Consider the following 16550-nt stretch of genomic DNA (forward strand, 5'->3'; position numbering starts at 1 on the left):
AGAACGGCCTGAACTGCAAGCAGGCAGGCCATGGCACGACACATAGATATTCTCGAACATCCGCAAACGGCTATAGAGGTCGCAACGGCAACCCTTGCCGAAGGGCTGCCGATCGGGCTGCCGACGGAGACGGTCTACGGCCTTGCGGCCGACGCCACCAATCCGGCCGCCATTACCCGGATCTACGAGACGAAGGGCCGTCCGCGCTTCAATCCGCTGATCTGCCATATGAGCGATCTCGCCATGGCCGAGCGCTACGCGGTCTTCGATCCTATCTCGCGCAAGCTGGCGGAAGCCTTCTGGCCCGGCCCGCTGACGCTGGTGCTGCCGCTGAAGCCCGATAGCGGCATCCATCCGCTGGCGACCGCCGGCCTCGATACGGTCGGCATCCGCGTGCCCCAGGGCTTTGCCGGCGATCTGATCCGCGCCTTCGACCGTCCGCTTGCCGCGCCGAGCGCCAATACGTCAGGCAAGATCAGCGCCACGAGCGCCGACCATGTTAGTGACGACCTTGGGGAGCGGATTACTCTTATTCTCGATGCCGGGGCTTCGATCGTCGGCGTCGAGTCGACCATCGTCAAGGTCGAGGATGGCGAGATGCGCCTCTTGCGGCCGGGCGGCCTGGCCGCCAGCGAGATCGAGCGGGTAACCGGCAAGGCACTGAAGCGCAAGAAGAAAGCTTCGGCTGCCATCGAGGCGCCGGGAATGCTCGCCTCGCATTACGCGCCGGGAGCGGCGGTGCGGCTCGACGCGACGGAGGTTTCCGCAAGCGAGGCGCTGATCCGCTTCGGGACGCCTGACATCCCCGGCATCGAAAAGGCTATTGCCGTGCTGGATCTGAGCGCCAGCGGCGATCTTTCGGAAGCTGCCGCAAACCTGTTCGATTTCATGAAGCGCGCTGATGCCACCGGTGCGACAACAATTGCTTTCTCGCATATTCCCGACGAGGGCCTCGGCGAGGCCATCAACGACCGGCTGCGTCGTGCAGCGGCTCCCAGAGAATAATCGCCTGATCTTTCGGCAAAGGACACGCCATGAGCAGCTCCGCCCCCTCTTCCGCCATCCTCGACCGCTTCGCCGCGATCGTCGGTGAAAAACATGCCGTGCGGGATCCCGCGGAGATCGCGCCGCATCTCGTGGAAAACCGTGGGCTCTATCATGGCGCCTCACCCATGCTGCTGAAGCCCGGTTCGGTGGAAGAGGTTTCGGCGATCCTCAAGCTTGCCAGCGAAACCGGCGCGGCCATCGTTCCTCAGACCGGCAATACCGGCCTTGTCGGCGGACAGACCCCGCGCGAGGGTGGCTCGGATATCATCCTATCGCTGGAGCGCATGAACCGCGTGCGCGATATCGATCCGGTCGGCAATACAATGATCGTCGATGGCGGCTGCATTCTGGCGGATGTTCACAAGGCGGCGGCCGAGCATGGGCGCATGTTTCCGCTTTCGCTCGGCTCGGAAGGCTCCTGCCGCATTGCCGGCAATCTTTCCACCAATGCCGGCGGCACGGCCGTTCTTGCCTATGGCAACATGCGCCAGCTCTGCCTCGGCCTCGAAGTCGTGCTGCCCACCGGCGAGATCTGGAACGGGTTGCGCCGCCTGAAGAAGGACAATACCGGCTATGATCTCCGCGACCTCTTCATCGGCGCGGAGGGCACGCTCGGCGTCATCACCGGCGCGGTGCTGAAGCTCTTTCCGCAGCCGCTCGGCCATCAGGTCGCCTTTGCCGGCCTGCAATCGGTCGATGATGCGCTGACCCTGTTCAAGAACGCTTCCAGCCTCTGCGGCACGGCACTGACCGGTTTCGAGCTGATGCCTCGCATCGGCGTGGAATTCACCACGCGGCACATTCCGGGCGTGCGCGATCCGCTGGAGACAGCTCATCCCTGGTATGTGCTGATCGACATCTCCACCTCGGATTCGACCGAAACGGCCGAGCGGATGATGACGACGCTGCTGGAAAAGGGCTACGAAGACAGCCTCATCCAGGATGCGACCATCGCCAGCTCGGAAGCCCAGCAGAAGGCCATCTGGCACATGCGCGAAAGCATGTCGGATGCGCAAAAGCCGGAAGGTGGCTCGATCAAGCACGACGTTTCCGTGCCGGTGGCGCAGATCCCGCAATTCATGGCGGAAGCCGAAAAGGCTGTTGTCGCCGCCATGCCGGGCGCGCGCGTCTGCGCCTTCGGCCACATGGGCGACGGCAATATCCACTACAACATCTCGCAGCCCGTCGGCGCCGACAAGGCGGAGTTCATCGGCCGCTGGCGCGAGATCAACAAGATCGTGCACGGGCTGGTGCTGCAGCATGGCGGCTCGATCTCCGCCGAGCACGGTATCGGCCAGCTGAAGCGCGATGAATTGGCGACGATCCGTTCCGATATCGAAATGGACCTGATGCGCCGGATCAAGGCGGCATTCGACCCGGCCGGCATCATGAATCCGGGGAAGGTCTTGAAGGTCTGAGAGTTGGTCGGCGGCCTTAACGGTCGCGAGACACGCTCTGAATCTAGGTTGTTATGGAAGGATTCAGTATGGGCGACAAGCGCATATATGTGACATCAGTCAGCAGCAGCGGCGTGCACGAGTTCAGCAAGCAGACCAAAGATTACATTCAGCTGCTGACGGGGCTCGGCATCGAAGGTGATGCGCATATGGGGGTGACGGTGAAGCATCGCTCCCGCGTTGCCGTCGATCCGACCCAGCCCAATCTGCGCCAGGTGCATATCATCCACGAAGAGCTATTCGACGAGCTCAGCGAAAAGGGATTCTCCGTCGCTCCGGGCAACATGGGAGAGAATATCGCGACCAGAGGGATCGACCTGCTGTCCCTCCCCCAAGGCACGCGCCTGCATATCGGCGAGGAAGCGATCGTCGAGGTGACGGGCCTGCGCAATCCCTGCAAGCAGATCGACAATTTCCAGAAGGGCCTGCTGCATGCCGTGCTCGACAAGGATGCCGATGGCGGTTTGGTCCGCAAGGCGGGGATCATGAGCATCGTCGTACAGGGCGGCCGGGTACAACCGGACGATGCCATCCGTGTCGAGCTGCCGCCGCTGCCGCACATGAAGCTCGAGCGGGTTTGATGTGCTCCGTATGAAGAGAAATTGGCCTTGAGTATGCCGAAGCGTCTGATACCCCCCTCTGTCACTGTCGTGACATCTCCCCCACAAGGGGGGAGATTGTTGGGAGTTTGACGCCCCGCCCTCGTTAAGACAGAAACTTCGATTTCAACAGACGCGGTATCAGCTTGAGGCGAAAGAGTGCTGCAGGCTAACAATCTCCTCCTTGTGGGGGAGATGTCACGAAAGGGACAGAGGGGGGTGCGCACTCTCCGCGACGACCGCCGCCAGCGTCATCCCCCAACTATATCACTCGAAATCATCATTGCCCGAATTACCGCCGCCGTTGCGGTTGCCGGTGATGATCTCGCGTTTGCCGACATGGTTGGCGGGACCGACCAGACCGTCCTTTTCCATACGCTCGACGAGCGAGGCGGCGCGGTTGTAGCCGATGCCGAGGCGGCGTTGGATATAGGACGTCGAGCACTTCTTGTCGCGCATGACCACCTTGATCGCCTGCTCGTAGAGATCGTCGCCGTCTTCGGAGGCAATCGCCCCCTTGTCGAAGACGGCCGTGTCTTCTTCCTCGTCTTCTTCGTCCTCGTCGGCGGTGACCGTGTCGAGATATTCCGGACGGCCCTGCAGCTTCAGGTGGGCCACGACCTTCTCGACTTCCTCGTCGGAAACGAAGGGGCCGTGAACGCGGGAGATGCGGCCGCCACCGGCCATATGCAGCATGTCGCCCTGGCCGAGGAGCTGTTCCGCACCCTGCTCGCCGAGAATGGTGCGGCTATCGATCTTCGAGGTCACCTGAAAGGAGATGCGGGTCGGGAAGTTCGCCTTGATCGTGCCGGTGATGACGTCGACCGAGGGACGCTGCGTCGCCATGATTAGATGGATGCCGGCGGCACGCGCCATCTGCGCCAGACGTTGGATTGCGCCTTCGATTTCCTTGCCGGCGACCATCATCAGGTCGGCCATTTCGTCGACGATGACGACGATATAGGGCATCGGCGTCAGGTCCATTTCCTGTTGCTCTTCGATCGGGGCACCGGTGCCCTTGTCGAAGCCGGTCTGGACCATGACGTGGATCGTCTCGCCCTTTTCCTTGGCGGAGGCAACGCGGCTGTTGTAGCCGTCGATATTGCGCACACCGAGGCGCGACATCTTCTTGTAGCGATCCTCCATCTCGCGCACCGCCCATTTCAGCGCCATGACGGCCTTCTTCGGATCGGTCACGACGGGGGTCAGCAGGTGCGGAATGCCGTCGTAGACGGACAGTTCCAGCATCTTCGGATCGACCATGATCAGGCGGCACTGTTCCGGCGTCATGCGGTAGAGCAGCGACAGGATCATCGTGTTGATCGCGACCGACTTGCCCGAACCGGTGGTGCCGGCAACAAGCAGATGCGGCATCTTCGCGAGCTCGGCGATGACAGGCTCGCCGCCGATCGTCTTGCCGAGGCCGAGCGCCAGCTTGTAGCCGCTCTTCTCGAAATCGGGCGAATCGATCATCTCGCGGAAGTAGACAGTCTCGCGGTTGACGTTCGGCAGTTCGATGCCGATGACGTTACGACCGGGAACGACGGCAACGCGGGCCGAGAGCGCCGACATCGAACGGGCGATATCGTCTGCGAGGTTGATGACGCGCGAGGATTTGACGCCAGGCGCCGGCTCGAATTCATAGAGCGTGACGACCGGGCCGGGGCGAACATGGATGATCTCGCCCTTGACGCCGAAATCCTCGAGCACGCTTTCCAGCAAGCCGGCATTCTGCTCCAGAGTTTCCTGCGTCATGATCACGCCGGAGCGGATGGCTGGTTCCTGCAGCAGTTCGCGCGGTGGAAGCTCGTATTCGCCGTCAACGCTGGGAGCGATCGGCCGCCACTCGGGCGGCGTCAGCGACGCAGGACGGCGTGGCACGACCCGTGACGGCGGCGTATCGATCAGGCGCTGGGCTGCGGCTTCGACAGCGGGAATGGTCGGCGTAGCCTTGCCAACAGGCTCGGCAGGCACAGAGGCTGCAACCTTGGCCGGCATCGGCGCGACGACCATGACAGGCGCCTGACGGGATTCGATAACCGGGGCGGCTTGCGACCCATAAACTGCGGTTACGAAAACGGGCGGCGTGAATGTTTCGGTCGGCGCCATCACAGTCTGCGGCTCGGCGGCAGATGCTTCGACAACGACGGGTGCCGCTTCGACGATGGGGGCGAGAACGGCAGCCTCAAGTGCGGCAAGCTCGTCCATGGCCGGCGTGCTCAGATCTGCTTCCGGCAGGCTGGCAACGGTTTCGACGGGAGCTACGATTTCGACCATCGCCGAAGGCTCGGCAGCGCCAATCGGGCGGCGGCACTCGACGACCCGGAACTTCGCAATGATCGATTCGGCATCGACTTCCGGCTTGGGCGGCATTGCCGGCTGCTTCGGTTCACCCTTGAGGGCAGAGACAAACTCGCCGTCGAACGGCATCGCATCCCAGAAGGCAAAATCGGAAAGATGGACAAGACGCGACTCGACCACAGGCGCGGCTAGGGACTCGGGAACACTTGACTGTACGGGTAAAGCATCCAGCGCGATCGCGGGAGCTTTCGAAAATGCGGTAGCGATAACGGTCATCTCCAATGCGTCCGGCTCGGTTGCCGGGGAATTCTGAATTACTGTCGGCATGTAGTTTTGCACCGCAAAGGGCATGTCCTCCAACGGTGGCAGATGGAACTCGTCCCGTCGCGCGGGCGGAACGACGATGGTTGCAGCCGGGGTTGCAGCCGCCTCGACGACCGGCGGCTCCATCACGCGCATGGTAGCGTGTATGGAGACCTGTTGCCGAACCTCGGCCTTCGGCTCGACCGGCGGGCGACGGCTGATGATTTCGTTTTCGCGCGTGCGGGTGAAGCGCACGTTCGGGCCCATCAGGAAGGCGTTCTGCCAACCCGGCGATGCGAGATCTTCCGCGGAGATTCCCTGTGGCAGAACGGCCATTTGCTGCTCGCTCGTAGCGGCGGCTGCCTGCAGCGCTTCCACGACCGGCGGCGGCGCCGCGGCGGTTCGCCGTCTCACCTCTTCGGCAAGGCGCTTTTCCTCGGCGAGGCGCTGCTCTTCAGCCTTGCGCTTGGCTTCGCGGGCATTGCGAATCTTCTCTTCCAGGAAGGCGCGGCGAGCAGCGATCTGCTCAGTCCGGCGCGCCTCTTCGGCCGCCTGCTCCGGGTCGAGATCGCCCTCCGGCTGGACGCCTTGAGACGCATTGGAAAGTGTCGTTCGGGAAAGACGCATGAGACCTGCAACCCAGTCATTGATATTGCCGTTGGCTTCTCAAATCGAATAGGGCAAGGATGGTTAATAAGTTCCTTCTTGCCGTTGTGGAAAGCAGCCATCCCGCACCCGTCGAATGGCCCTGCGCATCCCCGGAAATCCCACGGAAACAAGGGCATGACAGTCCCTCCCCGGCGCGGAACCGCGACGGGAAGGCAGGTTAAATTTTTTGCTGGAGCCTGCTATCGCGATGAGGACAGTTGCGCGATGGAAAGCAGCGTGTCGGCGCTGATGCCGGTGCTGGAAGAAGAGCCCGAGAGAATCGAGAGCGCCGGAGATGTCGAGGAGGTCGTATTGTTCTCAAGGTCGTACATCGCCGAGAATCGCTGCAGGAGCTTGTTGACCTTATCCGGGTCTTGCAGGTCGCTTACATTGACGAAATTACCGAGCATCTTGGCCTGGGTAGTGACATCCATGTTGGAGATCGAACTCGGCAGATTGTAGGTGGTGGTAATCACCTGATAGAGCGCTTTATCACCCATGATGTCATAGATCGAGTTGATATCAGGCGCCTTGCGCTGGAAGTAGAGCGCCAGACGCACGCCGGGATTGGTCTCGCCTTGCTGATCCTCCAGCGTCTGATGCAGATAGAGATCATTGGTCGCAGCGAGCGCACCCTGGTTTTGCGTCGTTCCGAGTTTGCTGTCGGTCAGTTTCCCATCAGTGCCGAAATTGAACGCCTCGACGATACTCTTGAACTTGGCTCCGTCGGTCGTGTTGAGGAAGCTCTTCGAATCGAAAGGATCGGAAGCGAAGGCCTTCTTCAGCGTCGCCGTAGTGACGCTTTTCGGATCGATGCCATTGGCCTTCAGGATGAAATTGGTGAGCTTGCTGTCGGCCAGCAGATCGGTGACGGAGGTTACTTTGACGATATTGGTCGCAAAATAGGTGGCGGCATCCTTGGCGTCGCTGGTCGCCTTGGTCAGTTCGGCGCCTGTCAGCCCGGCTGTGGCGCGGCTCGAATATTCGGAGATATCGCTGTTGATCTGTGTCTGCGACAGAGCTTGGATCGGAGCTTTCAGATTGCCTTTGCTGTCGAAATTGAACGCCTTGGCAAGCTCGGTAAAGCGTGGATCCTTCAGCGAGTTGACATAGCTCTTCGGATCGTAGGGATCGCTTTCGAGGATCTTCGTCAGCTGCGACTTGGTAACTTCCTTGTCGCCGATCCCATAAGCCCGCAGCGCCATCTCGTAGAGTTCCGGCGCACTGTCGTTGGAGGAATCGCTGTCGGCCGTGTTGCTCGTGAAGAAATCCTTGATGGTCTTCACGTCGGTGATGCGGTTCTTGTAGTTGTTGACGGCATCCGTTGTCAGCGCAGACTGCGACGACTTGTAGGTGCTCATATAGGCCTTGGAGGCCGCGTCGATCTCATCCTGTGACTGCGCGGTTTGGCCGGAGGCGAGCGTGCCGTCCGATTGGAAATTGAACTGCGAAACGACATCAGTCAGGCCGAAGACGGCGGCGGTCGACGGATCGGCGAAAGCGTTCTTGAAGACGATCGCCGGCGTTGTCGGATCGATGTTGTAGGCCTGCTTGATGTAATCGAAGAGGCGCGTATCCGAGGTCAGCTGGTCGACAGAGGTGATCGAACCGATGTGGTTCTTGTAGTAGAGGTCATTGTCGACCGCACCGACGCTCGTGACGAACGAGGGCACGGTGGAATTATAGGCGCTCATCACATCGGCCTGCTGGCCGAGGGTCTGAGGCCCTCCCGGATAGTTTGCGGCATAGGCCGTCGTCGTGGCGCTGATCTGACCCGCGGTCTGCGCCTGCAAGCCCGAGGCGACCGTTCCATCGCTCTCAAAGTTGAACTGGGCCATGACATCCGTCAAGCCGTTCGAACTCGCCGTACCTGCATCCTTGGCCGAAGCGTTGAACTGATCGGCTGTGATGTAGCCGGGGATACTGAATGCCGTCTTGACGTATTGGAACAGCTGCGGATTGGACGTCAGCTGATCGACGGAGGCGATCTTGCCGATATTGGCCTCGTAATAGGCCGTATCGCTGTCCGCCGTTGATGTCTTGACCGTGCCGTCGGCATTGAAATTGAACTCCGCCACGAGAGCCTTGTCGGCGGCGCTGCCGTTCTGATTGACGTAGCTGTTGGGATCGCTGGGATCGCTCGTGAGCATCTGCTTCAGAATGGAGCTCGACGCATAGGTCGGGTCGATACCATAGGCCTGCAACACATAGTTGCGCAGGCGGGTGTTGCCGAGGAGATCATCGACCGTCTTAACGGAGCTGATATTCTGGCTGTAATAGCTCGTTTCGGTCGCCGCAGCCGTCTCCTCATTCGTAAACGACTGCTGATAAAGTCCGATGAGATCGTCTTCCTGCGTGCTGGTCTGTGCCGTATTCGTGCTGCCCGTGCCGAAATTGAACGCGGCCGCCATTTCCTTGTAGCGCGGATCGGTGAGCTTATTTGCAAAACTGCTGGAGTCGCTGAGATCGCTCGTCAGCACCTGTTTCATAAAGGCCTTGGCATAGGTCATGTCCGAAAGCCCGTAAGACTCCATGGCGTAACTGTATAGCTGATAGTCATTCAGGAAGTCATCGACATCAGTTACTTTGCCGATATTGGCGTTGTAATAGTCGATCAAACGCTTGTTTTGCGACTGTGATGCCACCTGGTTGAGCGAGGTCGCCATATCTCTGGTTGCGATCGTATAACCAAGATAAGTGGAAATCATCAGCGGAATCCCAATAGATCTGTAATAAAGGGGACGAATCTAGTCGCCATTATTGCATACAAACCTTACCTGAGACTTACACGGGCTCGCCTCATGCGTGCACTATACTGGCGCACTGCCCTACCGTGTGTTCATCTTATGGAAACCCTGATGCATTCGATTTTGCTAACCATTTGAGGACGCAAAGTTTTCTTAACCTCGATTTTTAAGCTGTCCGGAAGGGACGGCGCCTAATCTGCCCAACAACGAGAGGACAAAAGTTCTCCGGGAGAAGACCGGAACAACCGGCTCTCAGGTAAAGCAAGGGTAGAAAATCGATGACAAATACCGTCCTGAAGCCCGATTGGGCTGGAACCACACTGCGGCTTGATCCGGCGCGCTTCCCGCAACAGGTCAGCTATGCCATGCAAGGTGCCGCGGGTGATGTCACCATTACGATCGACGAGCGTGGCGCGGTGCTGCGCAAGATCCTGCCGTCCAGCGGCCTGCCGCTGTCCGTTGCCCTGCCGAAACGTGCCTTCAAGGGCGTCGCCGCCCGCGCCATCGACCATGGCGACGGCGAAGTCACCGTAACGCTGGAACTGCATCATTCCGATCCGGATCTCTGCATCCCCCTTCTCGTCGCCCACGACCTCAGCGATATCGCCGCCGACTGGCGCTCATGGTCTGAAGCCTTCCGCATTCCGATGCTGATGATCGAAGCCGACGGCGTTGCCCGCCCGCTCGAAGAACATCTCGGCGGCGTCCGCTCGCAGGACAGCCAGCCGCGTCGCCGTCACTCCTATTTCGCCGATCGCCGCCCGCGCTTTCTCGTACGCCGCACGACGGGCAAGCTCGGCGTCAAGATGAAGATCGAAGGCCGCGAGATCATTGCAAGGCGTTGAGCCCCATCGGCTCGAAATCTGGTCATCCTGAAAGACCGGCCGTGGGACAAACAATCCCGCGGCCGAAGCTTTTATACGTCAGCAAAATTTTGCTGGCCGCTTCCGCTCGGAACAATTTCCTCACGGAATTAGAAACAGGAACGACAGGAAGAGACCGGCAAAAATGATCAGGCCGACCCGATTGTTCGATTTGAACAGGGCAAGACACTGCTCGCCATCTTTGATGTCAAGCACGGCAATCTGGTAAGCGAACATGCCGCCGGCGACAAGCAGGCCGAGATAGGCAAGCCAGCTCGTGCCGGCCAGCGCGAAGCACACAAGCATCAGAAACAGCGTCGCCCCGTAGAGCCCGACGAGCCAGAGGCGCGTTTGATCGCCGAAAAGCCGGGCGGTCGAGCGCACGCCGATCAACTCGTCATCCTCCTTGTCCTGATGCGCGTAGATCGTATCGTAGCCGATCGTCCACAGGATGGCTGCGAGATAGAGCACGATCGGGGCAAACGACAGGCTGCCGAAAAGGCCTGCCCATCCCATCAGCGCGCCCCAGGAAAAGGCAAGGCCAAGGAAGAATTGCGGCCAGTCGGTGAAGCGCTTTGCAAAGGGATAGAGCGCGACGATGCCGAGTGACAGCACGCCGAGAACGACCGCAAACCAATTGAACTGCAGCAGCACAAGCAGGCCGACCACGGCCTGCAGCGCGATGAAGACCTTGGCCTGCATGCGTGTCACGCGGCCGGATGGCAGCGGGCGCGAGCGCGTGCGTGCGACCGACATGTCGATCTCGTGATCGACCAGATCATTATAGGCGCAGCCGGCGCCGCGCATGGCGACTGCGCCGATGAAATAGAGGAACAGGTGGTAGATCACCACGAAGCCCGGCGAGCCATGGCCCATGGCGACCGAGGCATTGGCCGCCAACGCGACCGACCAGAAGCACGGCCACATAAGGAGCTGCCAGCCGATCGGCCTGTCCCAGCGCGCAAGCTGGGCATAGGGCCACAGCCACGGGGGCAGGACGCGATAGACCCAATTGCCGGATGGCGCGTCAGCAACGCGCCCATTGATGTCGCCTGTGTTTTGCATAGGCGAGTAGTAGTGACATCCGGCGCCGGAGGTCAAGCGGCGGGGCGTTAGAGCCGGATGATTTTACGCCGCAAAGACCTAAAGTCTGAATCCGCCCTAAATTCAAAGAATTAGAGCATGATGTCGTTCGAAAACCGCCGAAACACTTTTCGGCATCATGCTCCGGCCCCGCCTATTTCTCAATGCGTGGTGAAATTGAACTTGTAGCTGGCCGAGAGGCCGATCAGCAACTGGTTGCGGTCGCCCCGCTCGCGCACGAGGCTGCTGTCGGCAGCCGGGCCGGTAAGGCGCGTGTATTCCAGGAAGGTGCTGGTGGTCCAGTTTTCCGATGCCTTCCAGGTCAAGGCGCCGCCGACACCGACGGACTTCACACCGCCGCCCGGATTATAGCGGCTGAGGCCGGAGGCGGCCGATTCACGAGCGTCGACACCGTAATAGGTGTTGAAATAGTCATTGGTGGCCATCGTCATGCGCGGCCCGCCCGAGAGGCGCAACTCCGGTGTAATATCGGTGAAGGCATCGATGGCCGTATCGGCGACGAGGCCGCTATGAGAGCGAATGCCCTGCCGGACTTCGATGCGGGCGCGCAGCCAGTCGGTCGGATAGGCTTCAGCGAAACCACCGGCTTCAGCACCCCATTTTACCTTCTTCAGCCCCCTCAGCTCGCGCCCATCGCTGCTGTCGCGGCTCGGCACGAACTTGCCGACGATACCGATGCGGAAGGCATCGCTCTCGATGAGCGCGAAGGACGGATTGTCGTTGCGTGAGGAAAAGCGCGGCCCGGGACCCTGCCGACCAACCGAGACCAGCGGCGACCACTGCAGCTTGTTGTGCTTGCCACCTTCGAATTTCGGCGCGGAGAAACCGGCCGCACCGACGCTTAGGTACCAGTCACCCGACCAGAAATGCTGGCCATCGCCCGCGAAGGCGGCACCGGCATAGGCGACGGAGAGGCCGAAAATGAAAAGAAAACGCGACTTTGCAAACACACCGCAACTCCATGATACGCAATACAGGGGACTATGAACGCAGCCCCAGAGTTGCCGCAAAATATTCGGATCGCGTTACCGCTCTCTTAACCACAAGGCGCTGAATCCGATGGGGACATCAAATTCAAGTTGAAGCATCGGTTTCCTTTGAGATGCGCCAATCTGTCGCGGTGATTTAATTATCGCATGGGCTACTCAATCACAGGTAATGGCCGGCATTTCCTTTGGTGCTCGCCATTTTGCAGCCCCCGATTTTCAAAGAAGAGCAACCAATGAAGACCATATCGCTGATTTCCTTAGGTCTGTCCCTCAGCGCCGCCATGGCGCTCTCCGGCTGCGTCAGTGCCCCGCTCGGCGGGGCGAAGCAAACTGAGACGACGGGAAGCATCCGCGCGGGCAAAAAAGCCCAAGTCATGTCGGTTTCGTTTCTGAAACCTGACTGCACATTCTCATCCTATCCCTATACTGCGGTCGTCAAACCGAGCAGCCACGGCAAGGTGGAGATCACTCACGGATCCGTAAAAGCGCATTTCCCAAGCGATGAACCCATGCATATGTGCAATGGCAAATCGGCGGAAGGCACCATCGTCTACTATACGCCCGATGCCGGCTTTACCGGCACCGATCAATTCACGATCCGGATGACGGGGCTGAATGCGGCAAATGGCGTTGCCGAGCACACCTTGAAGATTCGCGTTGTCAAATAAGCTCAAAGCGTGCCGTACCAGCTCAAGCCCTGAATGAGAAACGCCGGCGCGTGTTGCCATGCTGCCGGCGTAAATGCTACCTGAGTCTCTGGGCCTGCAGCTAGAACGTCACCTTCTCCAGAGGCGCCCGATCCGCCTCGAATTCCTTGAGCTTCGCCTCGCGTTCCGCGATGTAATTGCGATTGTCCGGGACGGCGAACTGGTTCTTGGCGATCTGAAGCTGCATGATGAAGAGTTCATCCCAGCGGAAGCCCATTTCGGAGCCGGCCAGATAGAACTCCCACATGCGGAAGAACTTCTCGTCGTAGAGCGCGACGGCATCGGCCTTGCGCGCCACGAAGCGATTGCGCCAATGCCGCAGCGTGTAGGCATAATGCATCGGCAGGGTTTCGACGTCCCTCGTCAGCAAGCCCGCCTTTTCCAGCGGCGGCGTGGTCTCGCCGATCGACGGAATGTAGCCGCCCGGGAAGATATATTTTTCGATGAAGGCGTTGGTGGCATAGCTCGGCTTCGGACGGGCGATCGAATGCAGCAGCATGACGCCGTTGTCATCCAGAAGTTCCGACACCTTGCGGAAGAACTTGCCGTAGTCGCCGATGCCGACATGTTCGAACATGCCGACCGAGACGATGCGGTCGAACTTCTTACCGGTCATATAGCGATAGTCCTGCAGCTCGAAGCGGACACGATCGGAGAGGCCGCGCTTCGCCGCCCGCTCGCGCGATACCTTGAGCTGCTCTTCGCTAAGCGTAATGCCTGTCACGTCGAGGCCGGGATAGGCCTCGGCAAGATACATGGCCATGCCGCCCCAACCGGAGCCGATCTCCAGCACCTTCTGGCCGGGCTCGACCAGCAGCTTCGCGGCGATATGGCGCTTCTTGGCCAATTGCGCTTCGTAGAGACTGATACCGGGCGGATTGAAATAGGCGCAGGAATATTGCCAATCCTCATCGAGGAAGAGATCGAACAGCTTTGCCGACAGATCATAGTGATGCGCAACATTGTGCTTGTTGCGGTTGATCGGCGAGCGGCTCTTGATCTGCTGCCAGGCGATGCGGCCGAGCAGCAGCGCCGCCATGCGGAAATCGAAAATCTCGTTGGTGGTATTCTGCTTCACCATCGAGAGGAATTCATAGATATCCCCCTGTTCGAGGATGAAGCGGCCCTCCATGTACATTTCGCCGAGCTTGAGCGTCGGATCGCGCGCGACGGCATCTTCCGCCTGCTGATCGGCAAAACGAACGGCCACCGTCTCGCCGGTTCCGTCGCCGACCATATGGGTCTCGCCGGATGCGAGCGTAAGCCTGAGTGAACCTTTACGGATAAGTTTCTTGACGAGAGAAAAGAGTGCCGACGCCATGGACGCCTCGAATGTTATGACATGACATTAAGGCAACTTTAACGCCTCCCAGCATTGTGGCAAGATTACCTTTTCGCAGTCATTGGCACTCTGGCAACAACTCTGCCAGAGTGTGACATTCTTGCACGGAGTTCCGCTAAGTCCTTATTTTCGTTTAAAAGCATCGGCCAAAGCGGCTCCGAAACTACCCTGCTGTTCGGCTTTCGGACGGGTATTCCCCTTCACGCCCGCGTTGCGCGCACCACTCTGCTCGCGCGATTCCCGCCCGGACGAAGCCGTCACAGTGCCGCCATCTTTGCGCATGGAGAGGCCGATTCGCTTGCGCTTGACGTCGATTTCCACGACCGTAACCTTGACGACGTCGCCAGCCTTCACGACCTCATGCGGATCCTTGACGAAGCGGTCCGCCAGCTGCGAGACATGCACCAAACCGTCCTGATGGACGCCGATGTCGACAAAGGCGCCGAAAGCGGCGACGTTGGTCACGGTGCCTTCCAGCAGCATTCCAGGCTTGAGGTCGCCGATCTCGTTGACGCCTTCGGCAAAGGTTGCTGTCTTGAAGCTCGGGCGCGGATCCCGGCCCGGCTTTTCCAGCTCGGAGATGATGTCGCGCACGGTCGGCAGGCCGAACTTGTCATCGATGAACTGCCTGGGATCAACGGATTTCAGCACCGCCGTATCGCCCATCAGCGTGCGCAGGTCGCGTCCGCAGGCAGCGACGATCTTCTTGGCGACGCCATAGGCCTCGGGATGCACGGAGGAGGCGTCGAGCGGCTCCTTGCCGTTGGGAATGCGCAGAAAGCCGGCGCATTGCTCGAAGGTGCGCTGGCCGAGGCGCGCGACCTTCAGGAGATCACGCCGTGTCTCGAACGCACCTTCGCCATCGCGATGCTTGACGATCGCCTCGGCGATCGAAGGCCCGAGGCCGGAAACGCGGGCAAGCAATGGCGCAGAGGCCGTGTTCAGATCGACGCCGACGGCGTTCACCGCGTCTTCGACCACCGCATCCAGCGAGCGGGAGAGCTTCTGCTGATCCACGTCATGTTGATACTGGCCGACACCGATCGACTTCGGCTCGATCTTCACCAGTTCGGCCAGCGGGTCCTGCAGACGGCGGGCGATGGAGACGGCGCCGCGCAGCGACACATCGAGGCCGGGGAATTCGAGTGCCGCCGTTTCTGAAGCGGAATAGACAGATGCGCCGGCTTCGGAGACGATGACCTTGGTCGGCTTCGGCGCCGGCAGTTCGGCCAGCATGTCCGCCACCAGCTTTTCGGTTTCGCGGCTGCCTGTGCCGTTGCCGATCGCGATCAGTTCGACCTTGTGCTTGCGGATAAGTGCGGCCAGCGTCGCCTGCGTACCGCGCACGTCGTTCTTCGGCGGGAAGGGATAGACGGTCGTCGTCTCCAGCAGCTTGCCCGTGCCATCGACCACGGCGACCTTGACGCCGGTGCGGATGCCCGGATCGAGGCCCATGGTGGCGCGCGAACCCGCAGGCGCTGCCAGCAGCAGATCCTTCAGATTGCGGGCGAAAACATGGATCGCTTCTTCTTCGGCACGTTCGCGCAGTTCCCGCATCAGGTCGAGCGACAGCGACATCGAAAGCTTCACACGCCAGGTCCAGCTCGCGACCTCCGTCAGCCAGCGGTCGCCGGGCCGGTTTGCGCCGATATCATAGGCCGAAGTGACCATGCGCTCGACCGGCTTGTTGGGCGAGACGGCGTCGGTATCGATTTCGATATTCAGCGTCAGCACTTCTTCGTTCCAGCCGCGCAGCATGGCGAGCGCACGATGACCGGGAGCGGTCGCCCAGCGCTCCTGATGGGCGAAATAATCCGAGAATTTGGCGCCTGCCTCCTGCTTGCCGTCGACGACTGCAGCCTTCAGCGTCGCGTTGGTCTTCATGTAATTGCGCAACTTGCCAAGCAGATCGGCATTTTCGGCAATGCCTTCGGCGATGATATCGCGCGCGCCCTCCAGCGCCGTTTTCACGTCAGGCACATCGGCGGTGATAAAGCCTTCGGCGAGAACCGCGGGCTCTTTGGAGCGATCCGCAAGGATCGTGTCGGCCAATGGGCCGAGGCCGCGTTCCCTGGCAATTTCGGCGCGCGTGCGGCGCTTCGGCTTGAAGGGCAGATAAAGGTCTTCCAGCTCAGCCTTCGTGCCGACGGTTGCAACCTTGCTCATCAGCTCGTCGGTCATCTTTCCCTGGCTGGTGATGGATTCGATGATAGCGGCGCGGCGGGCTTCCAGCTCACGCAGATAGACAAGACGTTCCGACAGAGTACGAAGCTGCGTATCATCGAGGCCGCCAGTCACCTCCTTGCGGTAACGGGCAATGAAGGGCACGGTCGCGCCTTCGTCCAAGAGCTCGATGGCGGCCTTGGCCTGATCCGGGCGGGAGTTGATCTCGGCGGCGATGGTAGCAGCAAGGGAACGTATATCGGCGGACATGTGTCTCTCT

The 16550-nt window shown here is 60.3% G+C and carries 11 protein-coding genes; 5 read left to right on the forward strand and 6 right to left on the reverse strand.

Annotated features, from left to right (window positions below):
- The first annotated feature begins 30 nt into the window (after nt 1–30).
- The 3 genes from FP026_RS23785 to FP026_RS23795 all read left to right on the forward strand — a co-directional run bounded on the left by FP026_RS23785 (nt 31) and on the right by FP026_RS23795 (nt 3085).
- Nucleotides 31–1005, forward strand: a complete 975-nt coding sequence (locus tag FP026_RS23785) for an L-threonylcarbamoyladenylate synthase (protein WP_149637045.1) — start codon at nt 31–33, stop codon at nt 1003–1005.
- A gap of 29 nt (nt 1006–1034) precedes the next feature.
- Nucleotides 1035–2465: an FAD-binding oxidoreductase gene (locus tag FP026_RS23790; protein ID WP_149637046.1), complete on the forward strand. Its 1431-nt coding sequence runs from the start codon at nt 1035–1037 to the stop codon at nt 2463–2465.
- A 68-nt stretch (nt 2466–2533) separates the two neighbouring features.
- Nucleotides 2534–3085 carry an MOSC domain-containing protein gene (locus FP026_RS23795; RefSeq protein ID WP_149637047.1) on the forward strand — a complete coding sequence of 184 codons (552 nt, stop codon included), beginning with the start codon at nt 2534–2536 and terminating at the stop codon, nt 3083–3085.
- Between the two features lie 285 nt (nt 3086–3370).
- Here FP026_RS23795 and FP026_RS23800 read toward each other — a convergent pair whose 3' ends face one another.
- Both FP026_RS23800 and FP026_RS23805 read right to left on the reverse strand, forming a co-directional pair.
- The gene (locus tag FP026_RS23800; RefSeq protein WP_149637048.1) at nt 3371–6334 is read right to left on the reverse strand and encodes a DNA translocase FtsK; all 2964 of its coding nucleotides are present in this window, start codon (nt 6332–6334) and stop codon (nt 3371–3373) included.
- 221 nt (nt 6335–6555) lie between these two features.
- Nucleotides 6556–9063: a DUF1217 domain-containing protein gene (locus FP026_RS23805; RefSeq protein ID WP_149637049.1), complete on the reverse strand. Its 2508-nt coding sequence runs from the start codon at nt 9061–9063 to the stop codon at nt 6556–6558.
- Between the two features lie 317 nt (nt 9064–9380).
- Between FP026_RS23805 and FP026_RS23810 the strand changes: the two genes are divergently transcribed.
- The gene (locus tag FP026_RS23810; RefSeq protein ID WP_149637050.1) at nt 9381–9947 is read left to right on the forward strand and encodes a DUF6101 family protein; all 567 of its coding nucleotides are present in this window, start codon (nt 9381–9383) and stop codon (nt 9945–9947) included.
- A gap of 120 nt (nt 9948–10067) precedes the next feature.
- Here FP026_RS23810 and ubiA read toward each other — a convergent pair whose 3' ends face one another.
- Nucleotides 10068–11030 (reverse strand): 4-hydroxybenzoate octaprenyltransferase, encoded by a 963-nt coding sequence (gene ubiA / locus FP026_RS23815; RefSeq protein ID WP_149637051.1) that lies wholly within the window; start codon nt 11028–11030, stop codon nt 10068–10070.
- A 179-nt stretch (nt 11031–11209) separates the two neighbouring features.
- The gene (locus FP026_RS23820) at nt 11210–11992 is read right to left on the reverse strand and encodes a MipA/OmpV family protein (protein WP_246665428.1); all 783 of its coding nucleotides are present in this window, start codon (nt 11990–11992) and stop codon (nt 11210–11212) included.
- Between the two features lie 299 nt (nt 11993–12291).
- On the opposite strand from FP026_RS23820, the gene FP026_RS23825 reads away from it, so the two are divergent.
- Nucleotides 12292–12726, forward strand: a complete 435-nt coding sequence (locus tag FP026_RS23825; protein ID WP_149637053.1) for an Ig-like domain-containing protein — start codon at nt 12292–12294, stop codon at nt 12724–12726.
- A gap of 100 nt (nt 12727–12826) precedes the next feature.
- On the opposite strand, the gene FP026_RS23830 is transcribed toward FP026_RS23825, so the two are convergent.
- Complete coding sequence (locus tag FP026_RS23830) at nt 12827–14086, reverse strand: SAM-dependent methyltransferase (protein ID WP_149637054.1); 1260 nt, start codon at nt 14084–14086, stop codon at nt 12827–12829.
- 144 nt (nt 14087–14230) lie between these two features.
- Nucleotides 14231–16540, reverse strand: a complete 2310-nt coding sequence (locus FP026_RS23835) for a Tex family protein (RefSeq protein ID WP_149637055.1) — start codon at nt 16538–16540, stop codon at nt 14231–14233.
- Nucleotides 16541–16550 lie beyond the last annotated feature (10 nt).

It is taken from the genome of Martinezella tropici, assembly GCF_008370325.1.
In the GTDB taxonomy this organism is placed as follows: Bacteria; Pseudomonadota; Alphaproteobacteria; order Rhizobiales; family Rhizobiaceae; genus Rhizobium; species Rhizobium tropici_B.